Below are 23,607 nucleotides of genomic sequence, written 5' to 3' on the forward strand. Positions count from 1 at the left end.
CAATTTTCGCTCACAGAAGTGAAGGTTGCCGCCGTCCGGGGCAATGAACCCGGTGGCATCCGCGTAGCTTTGACGCCAACCTCAGCCCCCGCAGGACGCTCGGGGGCCCGACACGTCGGAGCAGTCTTGGCACGGAAGATCGGCAGCCGGTACACCGCCCACCAGATCCTGGGGCGCGGCAGCGCCGGCACGGTATGGCTGGGCGAGGGTCCCGAAGGGGCCGTGGCCATCAAGCTGTTGCGTGAGGACCTCGCCTCCGACCAGGAGCTCGTCGGCCGCTTCGTGCAGGAGCGGGCGGCGCTGCTGGGCCTGGAGGACCCGCATGTCGTCGGCGTGCGCGACCTGGTCGTCGACGGCAACGACCTGGCGCTGGTGATGGACCTCGTACGGGGGACCGACCTGCGCACCCGTCTGGAGCGCGAACGCCGGCTGGCCCCGGAGGCCGCGGTGGCGATCGCCGCGGACGTCGCCGACGGGCTCGCCGCCGCGCACACCGCGCGCATCGTGCACCGCGACGTCAAGCCCGAGAACGTCCTGCTGGACATGCAGGGCCCGCTCGGCCCCGGTGGTGCGCACCCCGCTCTGCTGACCGACTTCGGCATCGCCCGGCTCGTCGACTCGCCGCGCCGGACCCTTCCCCAGCCTCCGGCCGGGGGGAGTGCCGTCCCGCTTCGCTCGACCAAGGTCATCGGCACCCCCGACTACCTCGCCCCGGAGATCATCGAGGGTCTGCCGCCGCGCGCCTCGGTGGACGTCTACGCGCTGGCGACGGTCCTGTACGAGATGCTCGCCGGGTTCACGCCCTTCGGGGGAGGCCACCCCGGGGCGGTGCTGCGCCGCCATGTCACCGAGAGCGTGGCGCCGCTGCCCGGCATCCCCGACGAGCTGTGGCAGCTGCTGCTGCAGTGCCTGGCCAAGGCGCCCGCCTCCCGGCTGCGGGCCCCGGAGCTGGCCGCCCGGCTGCGCGAGCTGCTGCCCGGACTGGCCGGTATGCCGCCGCTGGACATCGACGAGCCGGACGACGAGCAGCCGGAGGACGAGCAGGAGGGCGCGGCCGGCAGGTCCCGCGAGGAATCGTTCTACCCCCCGGTGGCGGGTGAGGCCACGCCGCCGCGCGGCGCGGTCCCCCTGGTCCAGGGCTCGGCCCCGGACTCCAACCGGGAGACGCACACCAGCATGCGGGTCCCGGGCCCGGACGAGCTGGCGGGCGGCGCGCACGGCACCGCCCGCGCCCCCCGGGCGGCCGGTGAGCGCAGGGCGGGCTCGGCCCGGCACCGTGCGTCGCCGGAGGCGCTGCGCCGGCGCCGGACCAGGCTCGGCGCGGCCGCCGCGGTGGTGGTCGTGGCGGCGGGGCTGGGCGGCTGGCTGGCCTCGGGGGACGACGACGCCGGCGACGCCACACCGGGTGTCCACCAGCCGGACCGGGACGCTCCGTGACCGTGTGACGACCCCGAGTGGGGCGCGTCCTGCGGTGGGGACACGCCCTCCGAGGGCCCGGTCCGCCGGGGCGGGTCAGGTTGCCGGTGGTAGCCGTTAGGCTGGGTGCGTGGCAGTCGTCGATGTATCCGAAGAGCTGAAGTCCCTCTCCTCGACCATGGGGTCGATCGAGGCCGTCCTGGACCTCGACAAGATGAGGGCCGACATCGCCGTGCTTGAGGAGCAAGCGGCGGCGCCGTCCCTGTGGGACGACCCGGAGAGCGCTCAGAAGGTGACCAGCCAGCTGTCCTACCTCCAGGGCCAGCTGCGCCGCGCCGAGGAGCTGCGCGGCCGGGTCGACGACCTCGAGGTGCTCTTCGAGCTGGCCGAGGCCGAGGGCGACGAGGAGACCCGCGCCGAGGCCGAGGCGGAGCTCGCCGAGGTCCGCAAGGCCGTCGAGGAGCTGGAGGTGCGCACCCTCCTGTCCGGTGAGTACGACTCCCGCGAGGCGGTCGTCAACATCCGCGCCGAGGCCGGTGGCGTGGACGCCGCCGACTTCGCCGAGAAGCTGCAGCGGATGTATCTGCGCTGGGCCGAGCGGCACGGCTACAAGACCGAGCTGTACGAGACCTCGTACGCGGAGGAGGCCGGCATCAAGTCGACCACCTTCGCGGTGAACGTCCCCTACGCCTACGGCACGCTCTCCGTCGAGCAGGGCACGCACCGCCTGGTGCGCATCTCGCCGTTCGACAACCAGGGCCGCCGCCAGACGTCGTTCGCCGGTGTCGAGGTGCTGCCCGTCGTCGAGCAGACCGACCACATCGAGATCGACGAGTCGGAGCTGCGGGTGGACGTCTACCGCTCCTCGGGCCCCGGCGGCCAGGGCGTCAACACCACCGACTCCGCGGTCCGGCTGACGCACATCCCCACCGGCATCGTCGTCTCCTGCCAGAACGAGCGCTCGCAGATCCAGAACAAGGCGACCGCGATGAACGTCCTGCAGGCCAAGCTCCTCGAGCGCCGCCGCCAGGAGGAGCAGGCCAAGATGGACGCGCTCAAGGGCGACGGCGGCAACTCCTGGGGCAACCAGATGCGTTCGTACGTCCTGCACCCGTACCAGATGGTCAAGGACCTGCGCACCGAGTTCGAGGTCGGCAACCCCACCGCCGTGCTGGACGGCGACATCGACGGCTTCCTGGAGGCCGGAATCCGCTGGCGCAAGCAGCAGGAGAAGTAGCGGCTCGGGCCGGAAAACGCGCGAAACAACCGCCTCCTCGGGGAGGCGGTTGTTTTTGCTGTGGCGGTTTGGTCACAGTCGTATGTCCATGTACCACCCATCCCTCGGCAATTCGGGCATCGGGACTTTATTCGACCTTGACGATGTCGGCCTGACTGGGAAGGCTGAGCGCGGCATGCGTATGTTCTGGGGCGCGTGTATGAACGGGGGAAGAGTGGCCGGTCGGCATTCCGTGGCCAAAACTCGCGTACCCCCATCGGCTCGTCGCCCCGTACAGCGGTGCTCCAATGACGAGTTCAGCTACTGGGGGTAGCAGTACATGACGAAGAAGACGCGGCTGCGCGTAGCGCGCATTGCGGCCGGTGCGGTGATCGCGGCGGGTGCGTCGCTCACCGCGGCCGGCGCCGCTTCCGCGGCCAGCCCGGGTGATTCCGGCGGCTCGGACGGCGGGATCATCGGCGGCATCATCGGCGGGATCATCGGCGGCGGCGACTCCGGTGGCGACACCGGCGGTTCCGACGACGGCGGCACCACCGGCGGTTCGGACGACGGCGGCACGACCGGCGGCGAGATCGGCGGTTCGGACGGCGGTTCGGTCGACGGCGGCACCATCGACGGCGGTACGACCGATGGTGGAACGACCGACGGCGGTACGACCGACGGCGGTACGGTCGACGGCGGTACCGACGACGGCGGCACCTCCGACGGTGGTACGACCGACGGCGGTACGACCGACGGCGGTTCCTCCGACGGCGGCAACGCCAACGGCGGCAACTCGGGTGGCAACTCCGGTGGCAACTCGGGCGGCAACTCCGGTGGCCACAACTCGGGCGGTAACTCCGGCGGCAGCGTGAGCTCCGGTGGCAGCGACAGCTCCGGTGGTAGCGACAGCTCCGGTGGCAACACCAGCGGCGACTCCACCGGTACCGGCACCGACAACGAGGGCTCCAAGCCGATCGAGCAGCCCGGCCAGGGCAAGGAGCAGATCGGCGACACCCCCGGCCAGGCCAAGCAGCAGGCCAAGGGTGGCGAGCTGGCGGAGACCGGTTCCTCCGGTACCACCTTCCTCCTCATCGGCGCGGCGACGATGATCGCGGGCGGTGTCGGCTTCCGTATGCTGCCCCGTCTGATCAACAAGAACGGCGGCGGCGCGGCAGCGGCCTGACGCTGACGCGGCACCACGAGGGGCCCGGGACGCAAGCGCGTCCCGGGCCCCTCGGCGTTCGTGTGGCCCCGCGTCATGGTGGCCCGGGGCGGAGCCGCTATCGGTTGCGGTGAGTGCAACCCCGATCACCGGCGCCGGTGATCGGGTCAGACGGCCTGGTGGAGCAGCACACCGACCGCGACCAGCGCGATCATCAAAGCCACCAGCATCGCGGGGCTGAGCTGGGCGAATATGCCGCCCGCCTGCTGCTGGAGCCGTTCTCTGCTCGCCCGGCACACAGGGCAGCGGCCCTCGCTCACAGGGGCCGCGCAGTTGGCGCACACCAGTCGGTCGTACGTCATGCGACCTCCTTCTCCACTGCACCAACGCACCGGACGGCGCATTGGTTCCCTCTACCACTGTGCCAGCTCCTGGAGGGAACGGCGCGCCCCGCAAGATTGTGCGCCTTTTGTCCCGTAGATGCCGTGAATAAACGCACCAACCCCCCACGGCGACTGCACCGTGCTGCGAGGTTCGCGTATGGTCACGCACACCGACGGGAGCCGCAACTCGGCAACCGTGCCCCTATCCAGGTCGACCGTGGTGCATCTGTGATCCGATTCGACAACGTCTCCAAGACCTACCCGAAGCAGAACCGTCCCGCACTCAGGGACGTCTCGCTCGAGATCGAGCGCGGCGAGTTCGTCTTCCTGGTGGGGTCCTCGGGCTCCGGCAAGTCCACCTTCCTGCGGCTGCTGCTGCGCGAGGAACGGGCCAGTCACGGCCATGTGCACGTGCTCGGCAAGGACCTCGGCAAGCTCTCCAACTGGAAGGTCCCGCAGATGCGGCGCCAGGTGGGCACGGTCTTCCAGGACTTCCGGCTGCTCCCCAACAAGACCGTCGGGGAGAACGTCGCCTTCGCCCTGGAGGTCATCGGCAAGCCGCGCGGCCAGATCCGCAAGACGGTCCCCGAGGTCCTCGAACTCGTCGGCCTCGGCGGCAAGGAGGACCGCATGCCGGGCGAGCTCTCCGGTGGTGAGCAGCAGCGCGTCGCCATCGCGCGGGCGTTCGTCAACCGCCCGATGCTGCTGATCGCGGACGAGCCCACCGGCAACCTCGACCCGCAGACCTCGGTCGGCATCATGAAGCTGCTGGACCGGATCAACCGGACCGGTACGACGGTGGTCATGGCCACCCACGACCAGCAGATCGTCGACCAGATGCGCAAGCGGGTCATGGAACTCGAGAAGGGCCGGCTCGTCCGCGACCAGTCGCGCGGCGTGTACGGCTACCAGCACTAAGCGTGTACGGCCCCCAGCACTGAAAGGACGCCATGCGCGCCCAGTTCGTCCTGTCGGAGATCGGCGTCGGTCTCCGCCGAAACCTCACGATGACGTTCGCCGTCATCGTCTCCGTAGCCCTCTCGCTGGGCCTGTTCGGCGCCTCGCTGCTGATGCGCGACCAGGTCAGCACGATGAAGGGCTACTGGTACGACAAGGTCAACGTCTCCATCTTCTTCTGCAACAAGAACGACGCCGAAACGGGCGCCAACTGCGCCAAGGGTGCGGCCACCCAGCAGCAGAAGGACGACATCAAGACCGAGCTGAACAACCTGCCGATCGTGCAGAACGTGACGTACGAGTCCAGCGACCAGGCCTACAAGCACTACAAGGAGCAGTTCGGCGACACGCCGGTCGCCGGCCTGGTGACGCCCGACCAGCTGCCGGAGTCCTTCCGGGTCAAGCTCAAGGACCCGACGAAGTTCACGGTCATCAAGTCGGCGTTCTCCGAGCGGCCCGGTGTCCAGGAGGTGCAGGACCAACGGGACACCGTCGAGCCGCTGTTCAACCTCCTCAACGGCATGAACATCGCCGCGCTGTGTGTGATGGGGCTGATGCTCGTCGTCGCGCTGATGCTGATCGTCAACACCGTCCGGGTGTCGGCGTTCAGCAGGCGGCGGGAGACCGGGATCATGCGGCTGGTGGGGGCGTCCAGCTTCTACATCCAGATGCCGTTCATCCTGGAGGCGGCCATCGCGGGCCTGCTGGGCGCGGCCTTCGCCTGTGTGCTGATCGTCGGCGGCAAGTACATCCTGGTCAACAACTGGCTGGCGGAGAAGATCCAGGTGATCAACTTCATCGGCTGGGACTCGGTGGTGGCGGTCCTGCCGCTGGTGCTGCTGATCGGTCTGCTGATGCCCGCGCTCGCCGCGTTCTTCGCGCTGCGCAAGTACCTCAAGGTGTGAGCCGCAAGTACCTCAAGGTGTGAGCTTTGCCAAGGGCGCCGTACGGTCAACTCGCCGTGCGGCGCCCCTTTGTCCCCTAGACTCACCGGCATGTCGGGCCCGTGTTCGTACGACCGGCCCCGCCGCATTCGCCGCGGGGCGGCCCTGACGTTGTTTCTCGCCGGCGTGCTCGCCACCGGTGCGGCGACCGGCACCTGGAGCGGTCACGGCGAGCGCGCCGCGAGCCGTACGGCCGCGGACCGCACCGCCTTCGGGGCGCACGCACCCGACGCCGCCACCGCCGACCGCGCGGCCGTCGAGCGGGCCGCGAGCGAAGCCATCGAGGACGGGAAGTCCGGTTCCCAGGCCGCCGCCGAGGTCGTCAGCCGCAGCGGCGACCGCTGGTCGACGATCTACACACCGGGCGAGTTCGAGTCCTTCCAGGAGCAGTTGGACGGCGCGTACGTCGGTGTCGGCCTGTGGGTGCGGCAGGCGGCGGACGGCCGGACCGAGGTGTCGCGGGTCCAGCCCGGCGGTCCCGCCGCACGGGCCGGCGTCGGGGTGGGGGACCGGCTGCACGCCGTCGACGGCCGGGCCACCCGGGGAAGGCCGGTCACCGAGATCGTCGCCCGGCTGCGCGGGTCCGCCCCGCACGGCGCCGGCGGATCGGCCGCCGGTACGCCCGTACGGCTGGACCTGGAGCGCGGCGCCCGCCACTGGAGCGTGACCCTGCACCGTACTCGGCTGCGGACCCAGAACGTCGTCGCCGACCGGCCCGCCGGAGCGCACGGACCGACCCGCGTCAAGATCGCCGCGTTCGCCAAGGGCACCGGTGAGGCGGTCCGCCGCGCGGTGCGCGGGGCCTCCGCGCACGGCGGTCTGCTGCTCGACCTGCGCGGCAACACCGGCGGTCTGGTCACCGAGTCCGTCGCCACCGCCTCCGCGTTCCTCGACGGCGGCCTGGTCGCCACGTATGACATGCGGGGCAGCCAGCGCGCCCTGTACGCCGAGCGCGGCGGCAACACCCGCCTCCCGCTCGTCGTGCTGGTCGACGGCGGGACGATGAGCGCCGCCGAGCTGCTGGCCGGCGCGCTGCAGGACCGTGGCCGGGCGGTCGTGGTGGGTTCGCCGACCTTCGGCAAGGGTTCGGTGCAGATGCCCAGCCGGCTGCCCGACGGCTCGGTCGCCGAGCTGACCGTGGGCCACTACCGCACGCCGTCCGGGCGGGCCGTGGACGGCGCCGGCATCACCCCCGACCTGGTCGTCGCCGGCCAGGCCGAGAAGCGGGCCCGCACAGTATTGAGTGGCCTCGGGACCGGTGCTTAGTGCGAAAATGGCGGCACTATGAGCAAGCAGACCAAGGACAAGGACAAGGCGCCCGGGCGCAAGCTCGTGGCACAGCACAAGAAGGCGCGGCACGACTACCACATTCTGGACACCTATGAGTGTGGCCTGGTGCTGACCGGCACCGAGGTGAAGTCGCTGCGCCAGGGCCGGGCGTCGCTGGTGGACGGTTTCATCCAGATCGACGGCAATGAGGCCTGGCTGCACAACGTACATATCCCCGAATACGCCCAGGGCACCTGGACCAACCACGCGGCCCGGCGCAAGCGGAAGCTGCTGATGCACCGCGCCGAGATCGACAAGCTGGAGTCCAAGAGCCAGGAGTCGGGGCACACGATCGTGCCGCTGGCCCTCTACTTCAAGGACGGCCGGGCCAAGGTCGAGATCGCGCTGGCCAAGGGCAAGAAGGAGTACGACAAGCGGCAGACGCTCCGTGAGCAGCAGGACCGCCGCGAGGCGGAGCGCGCGGTGTCGGCGGCCCGCCGCCGGCAGCGGGCCTGAGGTGCGCGGGCCGGCCGGCCCGGCCGTCCGGCCACGGGGAAATACGCTGGCGACCTCGTGCGTTGTTCACGTACGATGGCTCCGCACCCCACGGAGGGTGCAGGCATCACCTTGATGCAGCTTTTCAATTCAACATGGGGATGATCGGTTTCGACAGCGGATGTCGAAGCAGGGGAAGCGAGTCGAGGAAGCGGCAATGATCTCGTAAACCATATGCCGAAACCAATAATCGCCAACACCAAGCGCGATTCCTTCGCCCTCGCTGCCTAAGTAGCGACTTGCGAAGTGTCAGCCCGGGGCTGTTCCCGACCCGGATCCTGGCATCAGCTAGGGGACTAAACTTCTAGACCCGGTCACGGGGTGTAGAAGGAAATCAAACAGTGACTGAGCCCGTCGGAGACTTGTCCGTGTGATCTCCGGGGCTGAGAAAATCGCAGCGGACTGCACTCGGAGAAGCCCTGGTTCCGCACCGTTGGACGCGGGTTCGATTCCCGCCATCTCCACAATTCCCATGTGACGGCCCAGGCCCCGTTCGTCCGACAGGACGAGCGGGGCCTGGGCCGTTTTTGCGTCCCGCCCGTGCCGCGGGATCAGCGGGGGCGGGGTGCGAGCAGGGTCGCGGTCAGGGCGAGCGCGGCCGCCGCGGCGGGGACGAGGTAGGCGGGCCCGGGGCCCGTCAGATGCTCCACGGTCCAGCCGCCGGCCGCCGAGCCTGCCGCGATACCGCCCAGCAGGGCCGTCACGGCGAGCGTCATGCCCTCGTTCAGGCGGCCCTCGGGGGTGCGGGACTGGACCAGCCCCATGCCGGTGACCATGGTCGGTGCGGTGGCCATACCGGCCGCCAGGAGCGCGACCGCCAGTACCGCCGGGCTCCCGGTCCCGGCGGCGAGCGCGGGCAGCAGCATCAGGGCGGCCATCGCGCCGACGCACAGCGCGAAGCGGTGCGCGGGGCGGGCCGCCGGGCGCAGCAGGCCGTAGAGCAGTCCGGCGGCAGCGGATCCGGCCGCCTGGAGGGCCAGCAGGCCGCCCGCGGCGGAGCGTATGCCGTGGTCGTCGGCGTAGGCGACGGTGACGACCTCCAGCGAGCCGAAGATCGCGCCGGTGCACAGGAAGGTGCCCAGCAGCGGTGCGAGACCGGACCGGCGCAGCAACGAGGCCCTGGGGGCCGCGGTGCGGCCCGCCGCCTGTGCGGTCACCGGTGGTTCGGTGCGGCGCTGGGCGGCGAAGAGCAGGACCCCGGTCAGCAGCAGCGCCGCGGCCACCGCCGTGCCGGCCTCCGGGAAGAGCGCGGTGCACAGCAGCGTCGCCAGTACCGGCCCGAGCATGAAGCACAGCTCGTCGGCGGCCTGCTCGAAGGAGTTGGCGGTGTGCCAGGCGGCCGGGTCGTCGCGGAAGAGGTGCGCCCAGCGGGCGCGGGACATCCCGCCGGTGTTGGGGGTGGTGGCGGTGGCGGCGTACGAGGCGAACAGGGTCCAGTCGGGCGCGCCGTGGCGCACGCACAGCAGCAGGGAGAGCGAGCCGAGCACGGCGAGTGCGGTGGCCGGGACCGCGATGCGGGCCTGGCCGTGGCGGTCGACGAGCCGGGCGGTCCACGGCCCCACGAGCGCCGTCGCCGCCAGCCCGGTCGCGGTGACCGCACCGGCCAGGGCGTAGGAGCCGCGTACGCCGGCGATCATCAGCACCGCGCTGACGCTGAGCATCCCCATCGGCAGGCGGGCGGTCAGGTTGGCGGCGGTGAAGGCGCGGGTGCCCGGTACGGCGAAGATCCGGCGGTAGGGGGCGAGCAGGCCGGGCCGGGCGCGGCGGCGCGGGGCCGGGCGCAGGGGCGGGCGGGGTCCTGCGGCGCCTGGGGGTCCCCCCGCGCGAGCGCGGCCGAGCGTGGGGGAGGGGCCGGCTGCGGGGGAGACCACCGGTCGGGCGGCGAGGAAGAGGATCATGCCTCTACGGTCGCGGCTGCCCCCGTCGCCGGTCCAACACCTGATCGGCACCCATTGACGCACTTGCGTTGTCAATCGGGGTGCGGGGTGCGGCGGGGGCGGGCACTGCCAGGATGTCCGGATGCCGTTCGCCATCGATCCGCGTCTGCTCCGGGCGTTCGTCGCCGTCGCCGAGGAGCTGCACTTCACCCGCGCCGCGGGGCGGCTCTACGTCGCCCAGCAGGCGCTCAGCCGCGATATCCGGCGCCTGGAGCGGGAGTTGGGCGCGGCGCTGTTCGTGCGGACCACCCGCCAGGTGGCGCTGACCGCGGACGGCGAGCGGCTGCTGCCGTACGCGCGGCGGGTGCTGGCCGCCCACGAGGAGCTGGCGGCGGCCTTCGCCCCGGCTCCCGAGCGGCCGCTGCTGGTCGACGTCCGGGTCCCGATCGGCACCGCCCACCGGGTGCTGGAGGAGGCCAGGGACCGGGTTCCGGACAGCTGTGAGCTGGTCGCCCGCTTCCACAGCGGGCTGACGGGCGCGGCGGCGGAGCTCGCGGCCGGGCGGCTCGATGTCTCCTTCGGGCGGTACGCGGGCCTGCCGCCCGCCGTCCGGGCCGGCCTCGAACACCAGCCGGTGCGGCTGGAGCCGATGGCGGTGCTGCTGCGCGCGGACCATCCGCTGGCCGCGCACGCCGCGGTCCGGCTCGCGGAGCTGGCCGGCGAGACGCTGTACGCGGCGGCCGGGAACCCGCAGACCGCGGAGTGGACACAGCTGGCGGCGCGGCTCTTCGCCGGGCGCGGTATCGCGATGGCCGGGCCGTTCCCGGAGATCGAGGGGTCGCAGGAGTTCGTCCGGGTGGTGCGCAAGCGCGGGTGGTCGGTGCTGGCGAGCGTGGAGTTCATCGAGGTGCCGGGGATGGTGTTGCGGCCGCTGGTCGACCCCGTACCGCTGTCGCCGGTGTCGATGGTGTGGCGGCGGGGGCTGCGGCACCCGGGGCTGGGCGCGTTGCGGGCGGTGGCGGGGGAGTTCGCCCAGCGGGGCGGCTGGCTGTCCGTCCCCGGCGGCGGGTGGCTGCCGCCGGAGGACGCCCGGGTGATGGGGGTGACCGGGACGGTCAGTTCCGGGCCGCGGGACGCGGAGGCCGCGCCGGGACGCTGAGGGCCGGGCCCGGCACCTCGGGTACGGGGGTGTGGGTCGGGCACTGCGCGCGGAGCCAGTACTCGGTGGCGAGGGTGGGGTCCAGGGCGTGCGGGGACGGCTGGAGGGAGGTCAGGTGGCGCTTGAGGACGCCGGGCCGGATCAGGCCGCGCTCGGCCAGCAGCGAGTCCTCGCACAGGGCGGCCAGGGCGCCCCGGTGGGTGCGCAGCCCCGTCCGGGCCTCGGCGTCGTGCCCGACGGTGGTGCCGCGGGAGAGTACGGCGCCGGGGACGATGCCGCGCAGGGCGCGGGTCAGCAGCGGGGTGTGGACGCCGGCCCGGGTGCGGTCGGCGAGCCGCAGGGTGAGCGCCGCCTCGATGACGGCGTCGTCCAGGAACGGCGCTTCGTAGCCGATGCCGTAGGCGGAGGTCAGGGCGGCGATGCCGCGGACCCGCTCCCCGGCCCGGACGGCGGCCCGGACGGTCTCGTGCTGGGAGCGCAGCGGCGCGAACGGCTCGGGGGCTCCGGCCGCGGCCTCGCGCAGCAGCCGGCGGACGACGGCGACGGCGTCCGGGTGGGTCCAGGGCGGCAGGGCCGCACGGACCTCCCAGTCGGCGCCGGTGGTCCGGGGGCCGGTGGCGGCCACCCGTGGCGCGCTGCCGGCCAGCCACCGCGGGTAGGAGCAGCCGCCCAGCAGGGTGCGCAGGGTGTCGCGGGCCTTCCAGTGGCACAGGTGGTGGGCCGTCCAGGCGCGCCGGGCGGCGGTGCGCGGGTCGCTGCGGGCCAGGGAGTTGAGGGCCGCGGGGCGGTGGGCGAAGAGCGCGTCGCCGCCGATGCCGGCCAGATGCAGCCGGGAGCCGCGCGCGGCGAGCAGGCGGGCGAGGTGGGCGAGGCGGGCGGCCTCGTGGAAGGCGGCGAGCGGCGCGGCCGGGTCGGCGGGGGTGGGGTGGCCGGGGTCGTCGGGCGGGGTGTACCAGGTGGGCGCCTCGGCGTACGGAAGGACGAGGTGTTCGCCGTCGCACGGGCAGGACCGCCGGCAGCCGTCGCGGCCGGCCTGCTGCTCGCGCTGGTGGGGTACGGCGCCGGGGCGGGCCGCGGCGCGGGCGCCGCCGGTGGTGTCGGCGCCGCCGCGGTGGCGGCACCCCCAGGACGTGGTGAGCAGGTGGACGTCCTCCCGGGCCGCGAGGAAGGCCAGGCCGGCGGAGTCGGTGGCGCCGAAGACGTCGGCGCTGAGCGTGCCGCCGCTCCCCGCCGTGCCGTGGGCGGCCCGACCGGCGCGGTGGGCGCGGGCGGCGACCGCGTCGGTCAGGGCCCGGCGCACGGTCTGCGCGGCCTGCTCCAGCGGGGCGTCCGGCTCCGGCGGCTGCCACCAACGGGCCACGCTGTGGCGCCCGTTGGCGTACAGGGTGAGGTGATGGCCCGGGGGGACGGCGAGCACCGAGCGCCACAGCGGGCGCAGGGCGAGGGGGAGCGGCGCGAAGGGGAACAGCAGGCGCAGCGCCAGCGACTCCTCGTCGACGAGGCCGGTGGCGGGGGCGCCGGAGAGCGGTTTCGCGCCGGCCGCGGCACGGGCGAGCGCGGCCAGGTCCTGGGGCCGGTTGCCGGCGACGGTGATACCGCCGATCCGGGCGTGGTGGACGGGGTGGACGGTGGCGAGGTCTCCGCGGCAGCGCAGGTCGCCTTCGGCGGCGGTCAGCAGCACGTAGCTGCCCGGGATGCGGCGGGCGCGCTGCCCGACGCCGTCGAGGTGGCCGGGGCCGGGCAGCAGCCGGGCCAGCGCGGCGGGGTCCGCCGAGGCGGTGCCGAGCAGCACCGCGCGGCGCGGCCCGGCCTCGGCCGTCACCGCCTCGTCGGCGGTCCAGCGGCCGACGATCCAGGGGCGCCCCGAAGGGTGGCGCAGGACGTGCGCGGGCGGGCCGGCCGGCAGCAGGCGGCACAGCGCCCGGCCGGCGGGGTGGTCGGGGAAGACGAGGAAATCCACGGTGGGGGAGCACTCCACTTGGTGCGCGGTGACGGAGCCCGGGCGCCGCCGGTGCCGGGCACGGACCGTGCCGAGGGCGGGAAGCGGCGCATTGGACAGAAATCCTGACAGTGTCCACGTCAATATCCATTACCCCGAACGAGTGGCGAAAGGGAGCGTGCGAGGCATTTCGGGGCGTCTGCCACCGGCGCGTACGCCGTGGCATCCGCCGTCGCTCACGTACCGCCCCCGCTCCCGGTGAGCGCAAGGTTTCCGGGCGGTCACCTCCCCGCCACGGCACCGGAAACCGGCCGTCCCTACCTTCGGGGCAGATGACCCGACTCCCTGGGAGGCGCGATGACGGCCGAGGCCGCGGGCACCCGAAGCGACAGTCCTGACCACGGCGGTACCGAGGCACGCACGCGGCGCGGCGGGCGGTGGATCGAGCACTGGGAGCCGGAGGACGAGGGCTTCTGGCGGGAGACCGGCGAGCGCGTCGCCCGGCGGAACCTGGTGTTCTCCGTGCTCTGCGAGCACATCGGGTTCTCCGTCTGGAGCCTGTGGTCGGTGATGGTGCTGTTCATGGGGCCGCAGTACGGGATCGATCCGGCCGGGAAGTTCTTCCTGGTGGCGATGCCGACGCTGGTGGGCGCGGTGCTCCGGGTGCCCTACACCTTCGCGGTGGCGCTGTTCGGGGGGCGCAACTGGACGGTGATCAGCGCGGTGATGCTGCTGGTGCCGACCGCGGCGGCCGCGGTGGTGATGGAGCCGGGCACCTCGTACACCACGTTCATGCTGGTCGCCATGCTGGCGGGGGTCGGCGGCGGGAACTTCGCCTCGTCGATGACGAACATCAACTCCTTCTTCCCGCTGCGCAAGAAGGGGGTCGCGCTGGGGCTGAACGCCGGCGGCGGCAACATCGGGGTGCCGGTGATCCAGCTGCTGGGGCTGCTGGTCATCGGGACGGCCGGGGCCGGGCACCCGCGGGTCGTGCTGGCCGTCTACGTGCCGCTGATCGTGCTCGCCGCGGTGCTCGCGGCGCGGTTCATGGACAACCTCGCCCCGGTGACGAACGACACCGGAGCGGCCCGCGACGCCGTGAAGGAGCCGCACACCTGGGTGATGTCGCTGCTGTACATCGGCACGTTCGGGTCGTTCATCGGCTACAGCTTCGCCTTCGGCCTGGTGCTGCAGATCCAGTTCGCGCGCACGCCCCTGCAGGCGGCGTCGCTGACGTTCGTCGGGCCGCTGCTGGGGTCGCTGATCCGGCCGGTCGGCGGGCGGCTCGCGGACCGGTTCGGCGGCGCCCGGATCACGCTGGGGAACTTCGCGGCGATGGGGCTGGCCACCGGCGTGGTGATCTACGCCTCGGCGCTGCGGTCGCTGCCGGTGTTCCTCATCGGGTTCATCGCGCTGTTCGTGCTGTCGGGGCTCGGCAACGGCTCCACCTACAAGATGATCCCGGGGATCTTCCAGGCCGAGGCGCTGCGGCGCGGACTGGTGGGCGAGGCGGCCGAGGCCCACGGGCGGCGGCTGTCCGGTGCCGCGATGGGGCTGATCGGTGCGGTCGGCGCGCTGGGCGGGCTGGGCATCAACCTCGCCTTCCGGCAGTCGTTCGCGGCGACCGGCTCGGGCACGCCCGCGTTCGTGTCGTTCCTGGCCTGCTACGTGGTGTGCGCCACGGTGACCTGGGCGGTGTACCTGCGCCCCGCGGCCCGCGCGCGGCGTACGGCGCCGGCGGGGACGGCGCCGGCCGCCGACGGGGAGCGGCGCCCGGCCTACGCGGAGGTCTGAGCCGGCCGGCGCGGCCGGCGGTCGTATCCAGGCCGCCGTGCCGCGCCCCTCGCCGGGCCGTGTACGCGGTGGCCGGAACGGGCCGCCGCGCGCCGCGCCGTAACCGCGGGGAAATACTGGAGGACCGAGCCTGTCACGTGCCGTTGGCAGCCTGGGCACCCTGGCACCCCGTGCCGCCCGAGCCGCGGCGGCCGGAGCGCAAGCACGCAGCACAACCACTCTGGGCGGAGCGGGCCATGCACGATCAGCAGCACAAGCAGGGCGAACAGGGGCAGACGGAGCCGGAGAACACGCCGGCGGTCCGGCCGCTGGACGGGTTCACGGTCGGGGTGACCGCCGCCCGGCGGGCCGAGGAGCTGGGCGCGCTGCTGGAGCGGCGCGGCGCGCAGGTGCTGCACGCGCCCGCGCTGCGCATCGTCCCGCTGCCGGACGACACCGAACTGCTCGCCACGACCCGGGACCTGATCGCCGACGCCCCCGACGTCGTCGTGGCGACCACCGCCATCGGCTTCCGCGGCTGGGTCGAGGCCGCCGAGGGCTGGGGCCTGGGCGAGGCGCTGCTGCACCGGCTGGCCGGTGTGGAGCTGCTGGCGCGCGGACCGAAGGTGCGCGGCGCGATCCGGGCCGCCGGGCTGACCGAGAAGTGGTCACCGGCCTCCGAGTCGATGGCCGAGGTGCTGGAGCGGCTGCTGGCGGAGGGCGTGGCCGGGCGCCGGGTGGCCGTCCAGCTGCACGGGGAGCCGCTGCCGGGGTTCGTCGAGGCGCTGCGGGCCGGCGGCGCGGAGGTGGTCGGCGTCCCCGTCTACCGCTGGATGCCGCCGGAGGACATCGGGCCGGTCGACCGGCTGCTGGACGCGGTGGTCTCCGGCGCCGTGGACGCGGTGACCTTCACCAGCGCGCCGGCCGCCGCGTCGCTGCTGAGCCGCGCCGCGGAGCGCGGTATCCAGCCGGAGGTGCTGACGGCGCTGCGGCAGGAGGTGCTGCCGGTGTGTGTGGGGCCGGTGACCGCGCTGCCGCTGGAGGCGGCCGACGTCGCCACGCTCCAGCCCGAGCGCTTCCGGCTCGGGCCGCTGGTGCAGCTGCTGTGCCGGGAACTGCCGGGCCGGGTGCGGCCGTTGCCGGTGGCCGGGCGGCGGCTGGAGATCCGCGGCCGGGCAGCCGTGGTGGACGGCGCGCTGCGGCCGGTCCCGCCGGCCGGGATGGCGCTGCTGCGCGCGCTGGCCCGCCGCCCGGGCTGGGTGGTCTCCCGCGCCGAGCTGCTGCGCACGCTGCCGGGCGCGGGCCGCGACGAGCACGCGGTGGAGACCGCGATGGCCCGGCTGCGGGTGGCGCTGGGCGCGCCCAAGCTGATCCAGACGGTCGTCAAGCGGGGGTACCGGCTGTCGCTCGATCCGCACGCCGACACCGACAAGTACGACGGCGTCTGAGGTTCGCCCGACGGGGAACGGCCGGGCCCGCGGCGTCCGCCCTACGGGACGGACCAAGGGGGCGCCCGCGGCGCCCCCTCGTCCGCCGGCAGCCGGGTGCCGTGCGGACGGCCGGGCGGCGGCCGCCTTCCGGAGGGTTCCGGCCGGACCGCGCGCCGGGCACTCTGGGAGCACACGCCCGGTGGGTTCCCGGGGCCTGCCCGGCCCCGACCCGCCGGAGAAGGCCCTAAGGAGTGACAGGCACATGGCGGCGCCTTGCGACCTGCGGTTCGACTGCGGGCGGATCTGCCTGGACCTGGTGGCCACGGCCGGCGGTGCCCCGGCCGAACGCCTCACCGGCCCCGAGCAGTTGACGGCCTGGCTGGTCGGCGCGGGGCTGGTGCCGCCCGGCGCCCCGCTGGAGGGCGTCGACGGCCGCTGGGTCGCCCGCTTCCGGGCGCTGCGCGAGCTGCTGCGCCGGGTGGTGCACGACGAACTGCGGGGGCGGGCGGCGGACGGCGACCTGACGCTGCTCAACTCCGCGGCCGCCTCCGGGCAGCCGCCCGCCGCGCGCGCCGTGCGCACCGCCGACGGCGCCCTGGCCCGTACGCTGCCCGGCCCGCCGGACTGCGCCGGGCTGCTGGCCGCGGTGGCCCGTGACGCGGTCGGGCTGCTGACCGACGCGGTGGCGCGGGGGCAGTTGCGCCAGTGCGCGGGCGAGAGCTGCTCGCTGGTCTACCTGGACACCTCGCGCGGCCGGCGCCGCCGCTGGTGCTCCAGCGAGGTGTGCGGCAACCGGGCGCGGGTGGCGCGGCACCGCCGGCGCACGATGGTGCGCCGCGGAGCCGCCGACGGGGCCCCGCCGTCCCGGGCCGCCGCCCCCGCCCCCGCCGCGGAAAATATTTCGGCCGACCGCTGAACGCCCCGCCCGTAGCGTCCGTACTCCTCACCGCAAGTCCGATTCATGGCCAGGTCCCCGGCGATCTTGGGCGATCCGCGCTATCGACCCGGGAGTTGGAGTGCGTAAGGATGCCGTCGTGGCAGACAGGACGACACCTGACGAGGAGCTCATGCGAGCCCTCTATGACGAGCACGCGGGCCCGCTCCTCGCCTTCGTCCTGCGACTGGTGGCGGGCGACCGCCACCGCGCGGAGGACGTGGTGCAGGAGACACTGGTGCGGGCCTGGCGCAACGCCGAGCAACTGCAGCGCGCCACCGGCTCGATCCGCCCCTGGCTCGTGACCGTCGCGCGGCGGATCGTGATCGACGGGCACCGCAGCCGCAAGGCCCGGCCCCAGGAGGTCGACGCGACGCCACTGGAGATGATGCCCGCCACCGACGTGATCGACCGGACGCTGCGCCTGATGACGATCTCCGAGGCGCTGGGCGACCTGAGCCAGGCCCACCGAGAGGCCCTTGTCGAGACGTACTTCAAGGAGCGTACGGTCAGCGAGGCGGCGGAGGTGCTGCGCGTGCCGGCCGGGACCGTCCGGTCCCGGGTCTTCTACGCGCTGCGCTCCCTGCGGCTCTCGCTTGAGGAACGAGGAGTGACGGAGTGACCCCGCCCACGCAGCCGGACCGGCACACCGACGTCGGCGCCTATGCGCTGGGCGTCCTGGACGCCGCCGACGCGGAACGGTTCGAGGTGCATCTGGCCGGCTGCGACCGGTGCGCCGCCGAGCTGGAGCAGCTCATGGGCCTTACGCCGGTGCTGGCCGAGTTCAAGGCGTCCGCCCCCACCGTGGAGACGATCACCGCCGTGCCCGGCCCCGGGCTGCTGGACGGGCTGCTGGAGGAGGTCACCGAGGTGCGCCGCGGCCGCGCCCGGCGCCGGCTGTACCTGGTCGCCGCCGCCGTCGTGCTGATCGTCGGCGGACCGCTCGCCGCGCTCTCCCTGAAGGGCGGGGAGCCTCAGGAGCCGGCGCCGCCGCTCGCCAGTGCCGTCCGGGCCCAGTACGCCGAGGGCGAGCAGGTCCGCTCCGTCGACCCGGTCACCAAGGTCTCGGCGGGCGTGTCCATGGCGCCCCGCACCTGGGGCACCCAGGTCGTCCTCGAACTCGCCAACGTCAAGGGGCCGCTCAGCTGCGACCTGGTCGCGGTCGGCAAGGACGGCCGGCGGCAGACCGTCACGACCTGGGCGGTCCCCCAGGGCGGCTACGGCATCGAGGGCAGCGCGGCGAAGTGGAACCGCGAGCCCCTCTACGCGGCCGGCGGCGCGGCCCTCGACCGCGGCGACATCGATCATTTCGAGATCAACACGCTGGAGGGCAGGCGGCTGGCCACCGTGAAGGTCTGAGACGCCCGACGTACCGGTCCGAATCAACATCCGACCAAATCCGCCCGACTTTGTCCCTTTCACCAGGTGCGCAGGGCCCCTGGTTCGCGTACGGTTGACGGCTGCCCTACGCACAGCAGAAGGGGGCCTGGGTGGCCGCGCAGAACGCCACGCACGCACCGGATCACGCATCGGATTCCGTTCGCGACCGCGAGATCGAAGCCGAGCAGACGCATCTGGACCGCGTCTACCGGCGCCTCGAGGAGAAGATCCACGAGGCGGAGTTCCTGATGGACGACGCCGCCAAGCGCGGCCAGGTCGGCACGCCCGGCGCGCTCGCCGAGCGCGACGCGCAGGTCTTCCAGGCCGGTGTCCATCTCCACCGCCTCAATTCCGAGTACGAGGACTTCCTCTTCGGCCGGATCGACCTGCTCCTCGGCAAGGACGGCAAGAAGGGACCGGACGGCGCCTACACCTCCGTCGAGCCCGCCGACGGCGCCATCGAGGACAACCGCGCCGCGATCGCCGAGACGCTGCACATCGGCCGCCTCGGCGTGCTCGACGCGGACTACTCCCCGCTGGTCATCGACTGGCGGGCGCCGGCCGCCGCGCCCTTCTACCGCGCCACCCCGGTCGCCCCCGGCCGGGTCGTGCGCCGGCGCGTGATCCGCTCCAAGGGCCGCAGGGTCCTCGGCGTCGAGGACGATCTGATGCGCCCGGAGGTCACCGCGACGCTGGACGGCCGGGAGCTGCCGGCGATCGGCGACGGCGCGCTGATGGCGGCGCTCGGCCGGGCCCGCAGCCACACCATGCGCGACATCGTCGCCTCCATCCAGGCCGAGCAGGACATGGTCATCCGCGCCCCCGCCGCCTCCGTCACCGAGGTCGAGGGCGGGCCCGGCACCGGCAAGACCGCGGTCGCCCTGCACCGCGCCGCCTACCTCCTCTACCAGGACCGGCGCCGCTACGCGGGCGGCATCCTGATCGTCTCCCCGACGCCGCTGCTGGTCGCCTACACCGAAGGCGTGCTGCCGTCCCTCGGCGAGGAGGGCCAGGTGGCCATCCGGGCGCTGGGCTCGCTGGTCGACGGGGCCGAGGCCACCGCCTACGACCCGCCGGCGGTGGCCCGCATCAAGGGTTCCTCGCGGATGCAGAAGCTGCTGCGCAAGGCCGCCCGCGGGGCACTGGAGCTGGCGGCACCGGAGGCCGGGCCGGCGCCCGCCGCCGCGGGGGACACCCAGCTGTCCCTGGAGGACCTGGCCGCACCCGCCCCCGAGGCGGGGTCGCGCCGCCGCACCCGCGGCGGCGCCGCGCGGCCCGCCGCGGCCCGGCTGCGGGTCGTCGCCTTCGGCGCCCGCATCGAGCTGGACGCCGACGAGCTGCACGCCATCCGGCAGTCGGCCCTCGGCGGCACCGCCCCGGTCAATCTGCTGCGCCCGCGCGCCCGCCGGCTGATCCTGGACGCCCTGTGGGACAAGTCGGGCGCCGGCCGCCGCTACACCGACCCCGAGCTGGCCGCCGAGGCCCGTGAGGGCTTCGACGAGGACATCACCACCGAGGCGGACTTCCAGGAGTTCCTCCAGTCCTGGTGGCCGGAGCTGACCCCGCGCGCGGTCCTGGCGTCGATGGCCGACGAGCGGCTGCTGGGCCGCTGGGCGCGCCGCCTGCTCAACCCGCGCGAGGTGCGCCAACTCGCCCGCTCCCTGCGGCGGTTGGACGACCACGGCCAGGGCCCGCTGTCGGTCCACGACGTCGCGCTGCTGGACGAGCTGCAGCTGATCCTCGGTGCGCCCGCGCGCCCGCCCCGCCCGCGCGAGGCCGACCCGCTGGACCACCTGACGGGCCTGGAGGAGCTGACGACCTTCGCGGACCGCAGCGGCGGCGGCCGCGGCCGCCGCGAGCGGCTGGAGGAGGAGCGCACCGACTACGCCCATGTCATCGTCGACGAGGCGCAGGACCTGACGCCGATGCAGTGGCGGATGGTCGGCCGCCGCGGCCGGCACGCCACCTGGACCGTCGTCGGCGACCCGGCGCAGTCGTCGTGGTCCGATCCGGACGAGGCCGACCTCGCGCGCCGCGAGGCGCTCGGCACCCGCCCGCGCCGCCGCTTCACGCTCACCGTCAACTACCGCAACCCCGCGGAGATCGCCGACCTGGCCGGCCGGGTGCTGGCCCTGGCGATGCCCGGCATGCAGTCGCCGAAGGCGGTCCGCTCCACGGGCGTGGAGCCCCGCTTCGCGCTCGCCGGGGACGGGGCGGGGGCGGGCCGCGACGACGACGGATCGCTGGCGCGCGCCACGGTGGCGGAGGCCGAGCGGCTGCTGGGCGAGGTGGACGGCACGGTCGGCGTCGTGGTGGCGATGAACCGCCGCGAGCAGGCCCGCCGTTGGCTGGCCCCGCTGGGCGAGCGGGTGGTGGCGCTGGGCTCCCTGGAGGCCAAGGGCCTGGAGTACGACGCCACGCTCGTGGTCTCGCCGGCCGAGATCGCCGACGAGTCCCCGGCCGGCCTGCGGGTGCTCTATGTGGCGCTCACCCGGGCCACCCAGCAGCTGACCGTGCTCTCCGCCGGACGCGACGAGCCGGACGCGGCGGGGGTGCCCGACCTGCTGCGGGACTGAGGGACCGGGGGGCGGACCGCCGTACGGGCGGTCTTGGAAATCGGTGCCCCACGACGGGATTCGCTTCCGGAGATGGTTTGTTAGCCTGGGTGACGGCACCGGCTCGATCCAAGCCCCCGGGCCCAACCATCGTCGCTACGAGCGACCACTTGCCGCGAGGCGAGCATGGCGGGTCGGTGTCGCCAACGTCGGCTGCGGGCGTCTCTCCACAGGGAGAGGCGCCCGCAGCCGTTTTCGCGTGGCGGTGCTCACGCCTGTGCCGGAGGGGTTCCGTCCGGACGATCATCTCTCGTATGGTGGAAGAAGTTTTCCGGTTCCACCCACCGCCTGCGAACAAAACGTTCGCAATACGGGGCGGCTACCACGTACTCAGCGGTAGGTGCGACGATCGGACGCGATCCAGCGACACGGTGAAAGCAGAGGAAGTCGGCCATGGCAACGGCGCCCAGCGTCTCCTACTCGATGACGGTCCGGCTGGAGGTGCCCGCGAGCGGAACCGCGGTCTCCCAGCTCACCACGGCCGTAGAGTCCCACGGAGGCTCGGTGACCGGCCTCGACGTCACCGCGTCCGGACACGAGAAGCTCCGCATCGACGTCACCATCGCGGCGACCTCCACCGCCCACGCCGACGAGATCGTCGAGCAGCTGCGGGGCATCGAGGGCGTGTCGCTCGGCAAGGTCTCCGACCGTACGTTCCTGATGCACCTCGGCGGCAAGATCGAGATGTCGTCGAAGCACCCCATCCGCAACCGCGACGACCTGTCCATGGTCTACACCCCCGGCGTCGCCCGGGTCTGCCAGGCCATCGCCGACAACCCCGAGGACGCCCGCCGCCTGACCATCAAGCGCAACAGCGTCGCGGTGGTCACCGACGGCTCGGCGGTGCTGGGCCTGGGCAACATCGGCCCCAAGGCCGCGCTGCCCGTCATGGAGGGCAAGGCGGCGCTCTTCAAGCGCTTCGCCGGCATCGACGCCTGGCCGATCTGCCTGGACACCCAGGACTCCGACGCGATCGTGGAGATCGTCAAGGCCATCGCCCCCGGCTTCGCCGGCATCAACCTCGAGGACATCTCCGCGCCCCGCTGCTTCGAGATCGAGGCGCGGCTGCGCGAGGCCCTGGACATCCCGGTCTTCCACGACGACCAGCACGGCACCGCCATCGTGGTGCTCGCCGCGCTCACCAACGCGCTGCGCGTCGTCGGCAAGAAGATCGAGGACGTCCGCGTCGTGATGTCCGGCGCCGGCGCGGCCGGCACCGCCATCCTCAAGCTGCTGATCGCCGCCGGCGTCCGGCACGCCGTCGTCGCCGACATCCACGGTGTGGTGCACGCCGGCCGTACGGACCTGGTCGACGCCGACCCTGACTCGCCGCTGCGCTGGATCGCCGACAACACCAACCCCGAGGGCGTCACCGGCACCCTCAAGGAGGCCGTGGTCGGCGCGGACGTCTTCATCGGCGTCTCCGCGCCCAACGTCCTGGACGGCGACGACGTCGCCAAGATGGCCGACGGCGCGATCGTGTTCGCACTTGCCAACCCCGACCCCGAGGTCGACCCCGCCATCGCCCGGCAGACCGCCGCCGTGGTGGCCACCGGCCGCTCGGACTTCCCGAACCAGATCAACAACGTCCTGGTGTTCCCCGGTGTCTTCCGGGGCCTGCTCGACGCCCACTCCCGTACGGTGAACACCGAGATGATGCTGGCCGCGGCCGGCGCCCTCGCGGACGTCGTCCTGGAGGACGAGGTCAACCCGAACTACATCATCCCCAGCGTCTTCAACGAGAAGGTCGCGGGCGCGGTGGCCGGGGCGGTGCGCAACGCGGCCAAGGGCGGCGACGACGCTGTGACGGCCACCACGGCGGTCTGAGCACGGCGCGTCGCGCGACACGCCCTCGTTGGGGGCCCCATAGGGTGGCGGGCAGTGTGTGGCCGCCGTCTTCTGGGGCCGGTACGGAGCGGGATCGGCACGGAGCGTCACCAGGTGCAGCCAGTGGCGCTTTTCGTGTGACCCTGCTGGGTGCCGGATTGGCTTTACCGCCGCAGGTAGGGGCAGGATGCGTAACCGGGCGAGAGGGTCTGGCACCAGACCTGGGTCCGGAGAGTGTCCGAGGACCCTGGCAGCATCGGCTTCGCTGTGCCCTACATGCGGCCAAAGCCGCGTGGCACGCCTCATTGGCAAGAAGAACACGGGAGTACAAACATGAACCGCAGTGAGCTGGTGGCCGCTCTGGCCGATCGCGCCGAGGTGACCCGCAAGGACGCCGACGCCGTTCTGGCCGCCCTCGCCGAGGTGACCGGCGAGGTTGTCGCCAAGGGCGACGAGAAGGTCACCATCCCCGGCTTCCTCACCTTCGAGCGCACCCACCGTGCCGCTCGCACCGCGCGCAACCCGCAGACCGGCGACCCGATCCAGATCCCGGCCGGCTACAGCGTGAAGGTCTCCGCGGGCTCCAAGCTCAAGGAAGCCGCCAAGGGCAAGTAAGGCCCTCCGCACGGCACAACAGGGCGGCCATCCCTTCCAGGGGTGGCCGCCCTTGTGCGTGTGCGCCGGGAGCGGGGCCGCACGCGCCCCTCAGAGCCCGCCACGGCCGCCTGGGGGGCGCCGGGACGGGCGCCGTGGAGGCGACGGCCACCG

At 73.3% G+C, this 23,607-nt stretch carries 19 protein-coding genes and 1 other RNA gene; 17 read left to right on the forward strand and 3 right to left on the reverse strand.

Translation table 11 applies throughout. The features are described from left to right. Positions 1 to 126 precede the first annotated feature (126 nt). The 3 genes from AC0680_RS31160 (at position 127) to AC0680_RS31170 (ending at position 3,818) form a co-directional block, all read left to right on the forward strand. Positions 127 to 1,437, forward strand: a complete 1,311-nt coding sequence (locus tag AC0680_RS31160; RefSeq protein ID WP_478635371.1) for a serine/threonine-protein kinase — start codon at positions 127 to 129, stop codon at positions 1,435 to 1,437. 109 nt (positions 1,438 to 1,546) lie between these two features. Next, complete coding sequence (gene prfB, locus AC0680_RS31165) at positions 1,547 to 2,653, forward strand: peptide chain release factor 2 (RefSeq protein WP_384437893.1); 1,107 nt, start codon at positions 1,547 to 1,549, stop codon at positions 2,651 to 2,653. A 319-nt stretch (positions 2,654 to 2,972) separates the two neighbouring features. Continuing rightward, complete coding sequence (locus tag AC0680_RS31170) at positions 2,973 to 3,818, forward strand: hypothetical protein (protein ID WP_478635374.1); 846 nt, start codon at positions 2,973 to 2,975, stop codon at positions 3,816 to 3,818. 146 nt (positions 3,819 to 3,964) lie between these two features. Here AC0680_RS31170 and AC0680_RS31175 read toward each other — a convergent pair whose 3' ends face one another. Further along, positions 3,965 to 4,159 carry a hypothetical protein gene (locus AC0680_RS31175; RefSeq protein WP_478635376.1) on the reverse strand — a complete coding sequence of 65 codons (195 nt, stop codon included), beginning with the start codon at positions 4,157 to 4,159 and terminating at the stop codon, positions 3,965 to 3,967. A 249-nt stretch (positions 4,160 to 4,408) separates the two neighbouring features. Between AC0680_RS31175 and ftsE the strand changes: the two genes are divergently transcribed. The 5 genes from ftsE to ssrA all read left to right on the forward strand — a co-directional run bounded on the left by ftsE (position 4,409) and on the right by ssrA (position 8,372). Further along, positions 4,409 to 5,098 carry a cell division ATP-binding protein FtsE gene (ftsE, locus tag AC0680_RS31180; RefSeq protein ID WP_018091242.1) on the forward strand — a complete coding sequence of 230 codons (690 nt, stop codon included), beginning with the start codon at positions 4,409 to 4,411 and terminating at the stop codon, positions 5,096 to 5,098. A gap of 32 nt (positions 5,099 to 5,130) precedes the next feature. Next, a complete protein-coding gene (gene ftsX / locus AC0680_RS31185) occupies positions 5,131 to 6,042 on the forward strand; it encodes a permease-like cell division protein FtsX (protein WP_399146983.1) in 912 nt (303 codons plus the stop codon). A gap of 90 nt (positions 6,043 to 6,132) precedes the next feature. Further along, positions 6,133 to 7,347 (forward strand): S41 family peptidase, encoded by a 1,215-nt coding sequence (locus AC0680_RS31190; RefSeq protein WP_478635379.1) that lies wholly within the window; start codon positions 6,133 to 6,135, stop codon positions 7,345 to 7,347. A gap of 18 nt (positions 7,348 to 7,365) precedes the next feature. Next, entirely contained in the window at positions 7,366 to 7,866 is a 501-nt protein-coding gene (gene smpB / locus AC0680_RS31195) for an SsrA-binding protein SmpB (RefSeq protein ID WP_478635381.1), read from the forward strand. Between the two features lie 136 nt (positions 7,867 to 8,002). Beyond that, positions 8,003 to 8,372, forward strand: a transfer-messenger RNA (tmRNA) gene (gene ssrA / locus AC0680_RS31200). Between the two features lie 84 nt (positions 8,373 to 8,456). On the opposite strand, the gene AC0680_RS31205 is transcribed toward ssrA, so the two are convergent. Further along, positions 8,457 to 9,803 carry an MFS transporter gene (locus AC0680_RS31205; protein ID WP_478635383.1) on the reverse strand — a complete coding sequence of 449 codons (1,347 nt, stop codon included), beginning with the start codon at positions 9,801 to 9,803 and terminating at the stop codon, positions 8,457 to 8,459. A gap of 121 nt (positions 9,804 to 9,924) precedes the next feature. Here AC0680_RS31205 and AC0680_RS31210 point away from each other — a divergent pair, with 121 nt between their 5' ends. Next, complete coding sequence (locus tag AC0680_RS31210; RefSeq protein ID WP_478635384.1) at positions 9,925 to 10,941, forward strand: LysR family transcriptional regulator; 1,017 nt, start codon at positions 9,925 to 9,927, stop codon at positions 10,939 to 10,941. Here AC0680_RS31210 and AC0680_RS31215 read toward each other — a convergent pair. Next, positions 10,898 to 12,901 carry an asparagine synthase-related protein gene (locus AC0680_RS31215; RefSeq protein WP_478635385.1) on the reverse strand — a complete coding sequence of 668 codons (2,004 nt, stop codon included), beginning with the start codon at positions 12,899 to 12,901 and terminating at the stop codon, positions 10,898 to 10,900. The genes AC0680_RS31210 and AC0680_RS31215 overlap by 44 nt on opposite strands. 336 nt (positions 12,902 to 13,237) lie before the next feature. Here AC0680_RS31215 and AC0680_RS31220 point away from each other — a divergent pair, with 336 nt between their 5' ends. From AC0680_RS31220 to AC0680_RS31255, 8 genes are all read left to right on the forward strand, one after another. Then, complete coding sequence (locus AC0680_RS31220) at positions 13,238 to 14,674, forward strand: nitrate/nitrite transporter (RefSeq protein ID WP_478635387.1); 1,437 nt, start codon at positions 13,238 to 13,240, stop codon at positions 14,672 to 14,674. Positions 14,675 to 14,910: 236 nt separating this feature from the next. Further along, positions 14,911 to 16,101 (forward strand): uroporphyrinogen-III synthase, encoded by a 1,191-nt coding sequence (locus tag AC0680_RS31225; RefSeq protein ID WP_478635389.1) that lies wholly within the window; start codon positions 14,911 to 14,913, stop codon positions 16,099 to 16,101. A 244-nt stretch (positions 16,102 to 16,345) separates the two neighbouring features. Further along, positions 16,346 to 16,999, forward strand: coding sequence for a CGNR zinc finger domain-containing protein (locus tag AC0680_RS31230; protein WP_478635391.1), 654 nt, complete (start codon positions 16,346 to 16,348; stop codon positions 16,997 to 16,999). A 100-nt stretch (positions 17,000 to 17,099) separates the two neighbouring features. Next, on the forward strand, positions 17,100 to 17,639 hold the full coding sequence (locus AC0680_RS31235) for a sigma-70 family RNA polymerase sigma factor (protein WP_478635394.1): 540 nt from the start codon (positions 17,100 to 17,102) through the stop codon (positions 17,637 to 17,639). Continuing rightward, positions 17,636 to 18,376 (forward strand): anti-sigma factor family protein, encoded by a 741-nt coding sequence (locus AC0680_RS31240; RefSeq protein ID WP_478635396.1) that lies wholly within the window; start codon positions 17,636 to 17,638, stop codon positions 18,374 to 18,376. Before AC0680_RS31235 ends, AC0680_RS31240 begins: the two co-directional genes overlap by 4 nt. A 131-nt stretch (positions 18,377 to 18,507) precedes the next feature. Further along, positions 18,508 to 20,973 (forward strand): HelD family protein, encoded by a 2,466-nt coding sequence (locus tag AC0680_RS31245; protein ID WP_478635398.1) that lies wholly within the window; start codon positions 18,508 to 18,510, stop codon positions 20,971 to 20,973. Between the two features lie 432 nt (positions 20,974 to 21,405). After that, entirely contained in the window at positions 21,406 to 22,839 is a 1,434-nt protein-coding gene (locus AC0680_RS31250) for an NAD-dependent malic enzyme (RefSeq protein WP_478635400.1), read from the forward strand. A 333-nt stretch (positions 22,840 to 23,172) separates the two neighbouring features. Then, complete coding sequence (locus AC0680_RS31255; RefSeq protein WP_006605312.1) at positions 23,173 to 23,454, forward strand: HU family DNA-binding protein; 282 nt, start codon at positions 23,173 to 23,175, stop codon at positions 23,452 to 23,454. The last annotated feature ends 153 nt before the right edge of the window (positions 23,455 to 23,607 follow it).

The organism is Streptomyces sp. NPDC043738 (assembly GCF_056436545.1).

What these genes read in the sequence shown, in the direction of transcription:
- AC0680_RS31170 (WP_478635374.1), top strand. Translation starts at nt 2,973, where the DNA reads ATGACGAAGAAGACGCGGCTGCGCGTAGCGCGCATTGCGGCCGGTGCG.
- AC0680_RS31175 (WP_478635376.1), bottom strand. Translation starts at nt 4,159, where the DNA reads ATGACGTACGACCGACTGGTGTGCGCCAACTGCGCGGCCCCTGTGAGC.
- ftsX (WP_399146983.1), top strand. Translation starts at nt 5,131, where the DNA reads ATGCGCGCCCAGTTCGTCCTGTCGGAGATCGGCGTCGGTCTCCGCCGA.
- AC0680_RS31190 (WP_478635379.1), top strand. Translation starts at nt 6,133, where the DNA reads ATGTCGGGCCCGTGTTCGTACGACCGGCCCCGCCGCATTCGCCGCGGG.
- smpB (WP_478635381.1), top strand. Translation starts at nt 7,366, where the DNA reads ATGAGCAAGCAGACCAAGGACAAGGACAAGGCGCCCGGGCGCAAGCTC.
- AC0680_RS31205 (WP_478635383.1), bottom strand. Translation starts at nt 9,803, where the DNA reads ATGATCCTCTTCCTCGCCGCCCGACCGGTGGTCTCCCCCGCAGCCGGC.
- AC0680_RS31210 (WP_478635384.1), top strand. Translation starts at nt 9,925, where the DNA reads ATGCCGTTCGCCATCGATCCGCGTCTGCTCCGGGCGTTCGTCGCCGTC.
- AC0680_RS31220 (WP_478635387.1), top strand. Translation starts at nt 13,238, where the DNA reads ATGACGGCCGAGGCCGCGGGCACCCGAAGCGACAGTCCTGACCACGGC.
- AC0680_RS31225 (WP_478635389.1), top strand. Translation starts at nt 14,911, where the DNA reads ATGCACGATCAGCAGCACAAGCAGGGCGAACAGGGGCAGACGGAGCCG.
- AC0680_RS31230 (WP_478635391.1), top strand. Translation starts at nt 16,346, where the DNA reads ATGGCGGCGCCTTGCGACCTGCGGTTCGACTGCGGGCGGATCTGCCTG.
- AC0680_RS31250 (WP_478635400.1), top strand. Translation starts at nt 21,406, where the DNA reads ATGGCAACGGCGCCCAGCGTCTCCTACTCGATGACGGTCCGGCTGGAG.
- AC0680_RS31255 (WP_006605312.1), top strand. Translation starts at nt 23,173, where the DNA reads ATGAACCGCAGTGAGCTGGTGGCCGCTCTGGCCGATCGCGCCGAGGTG.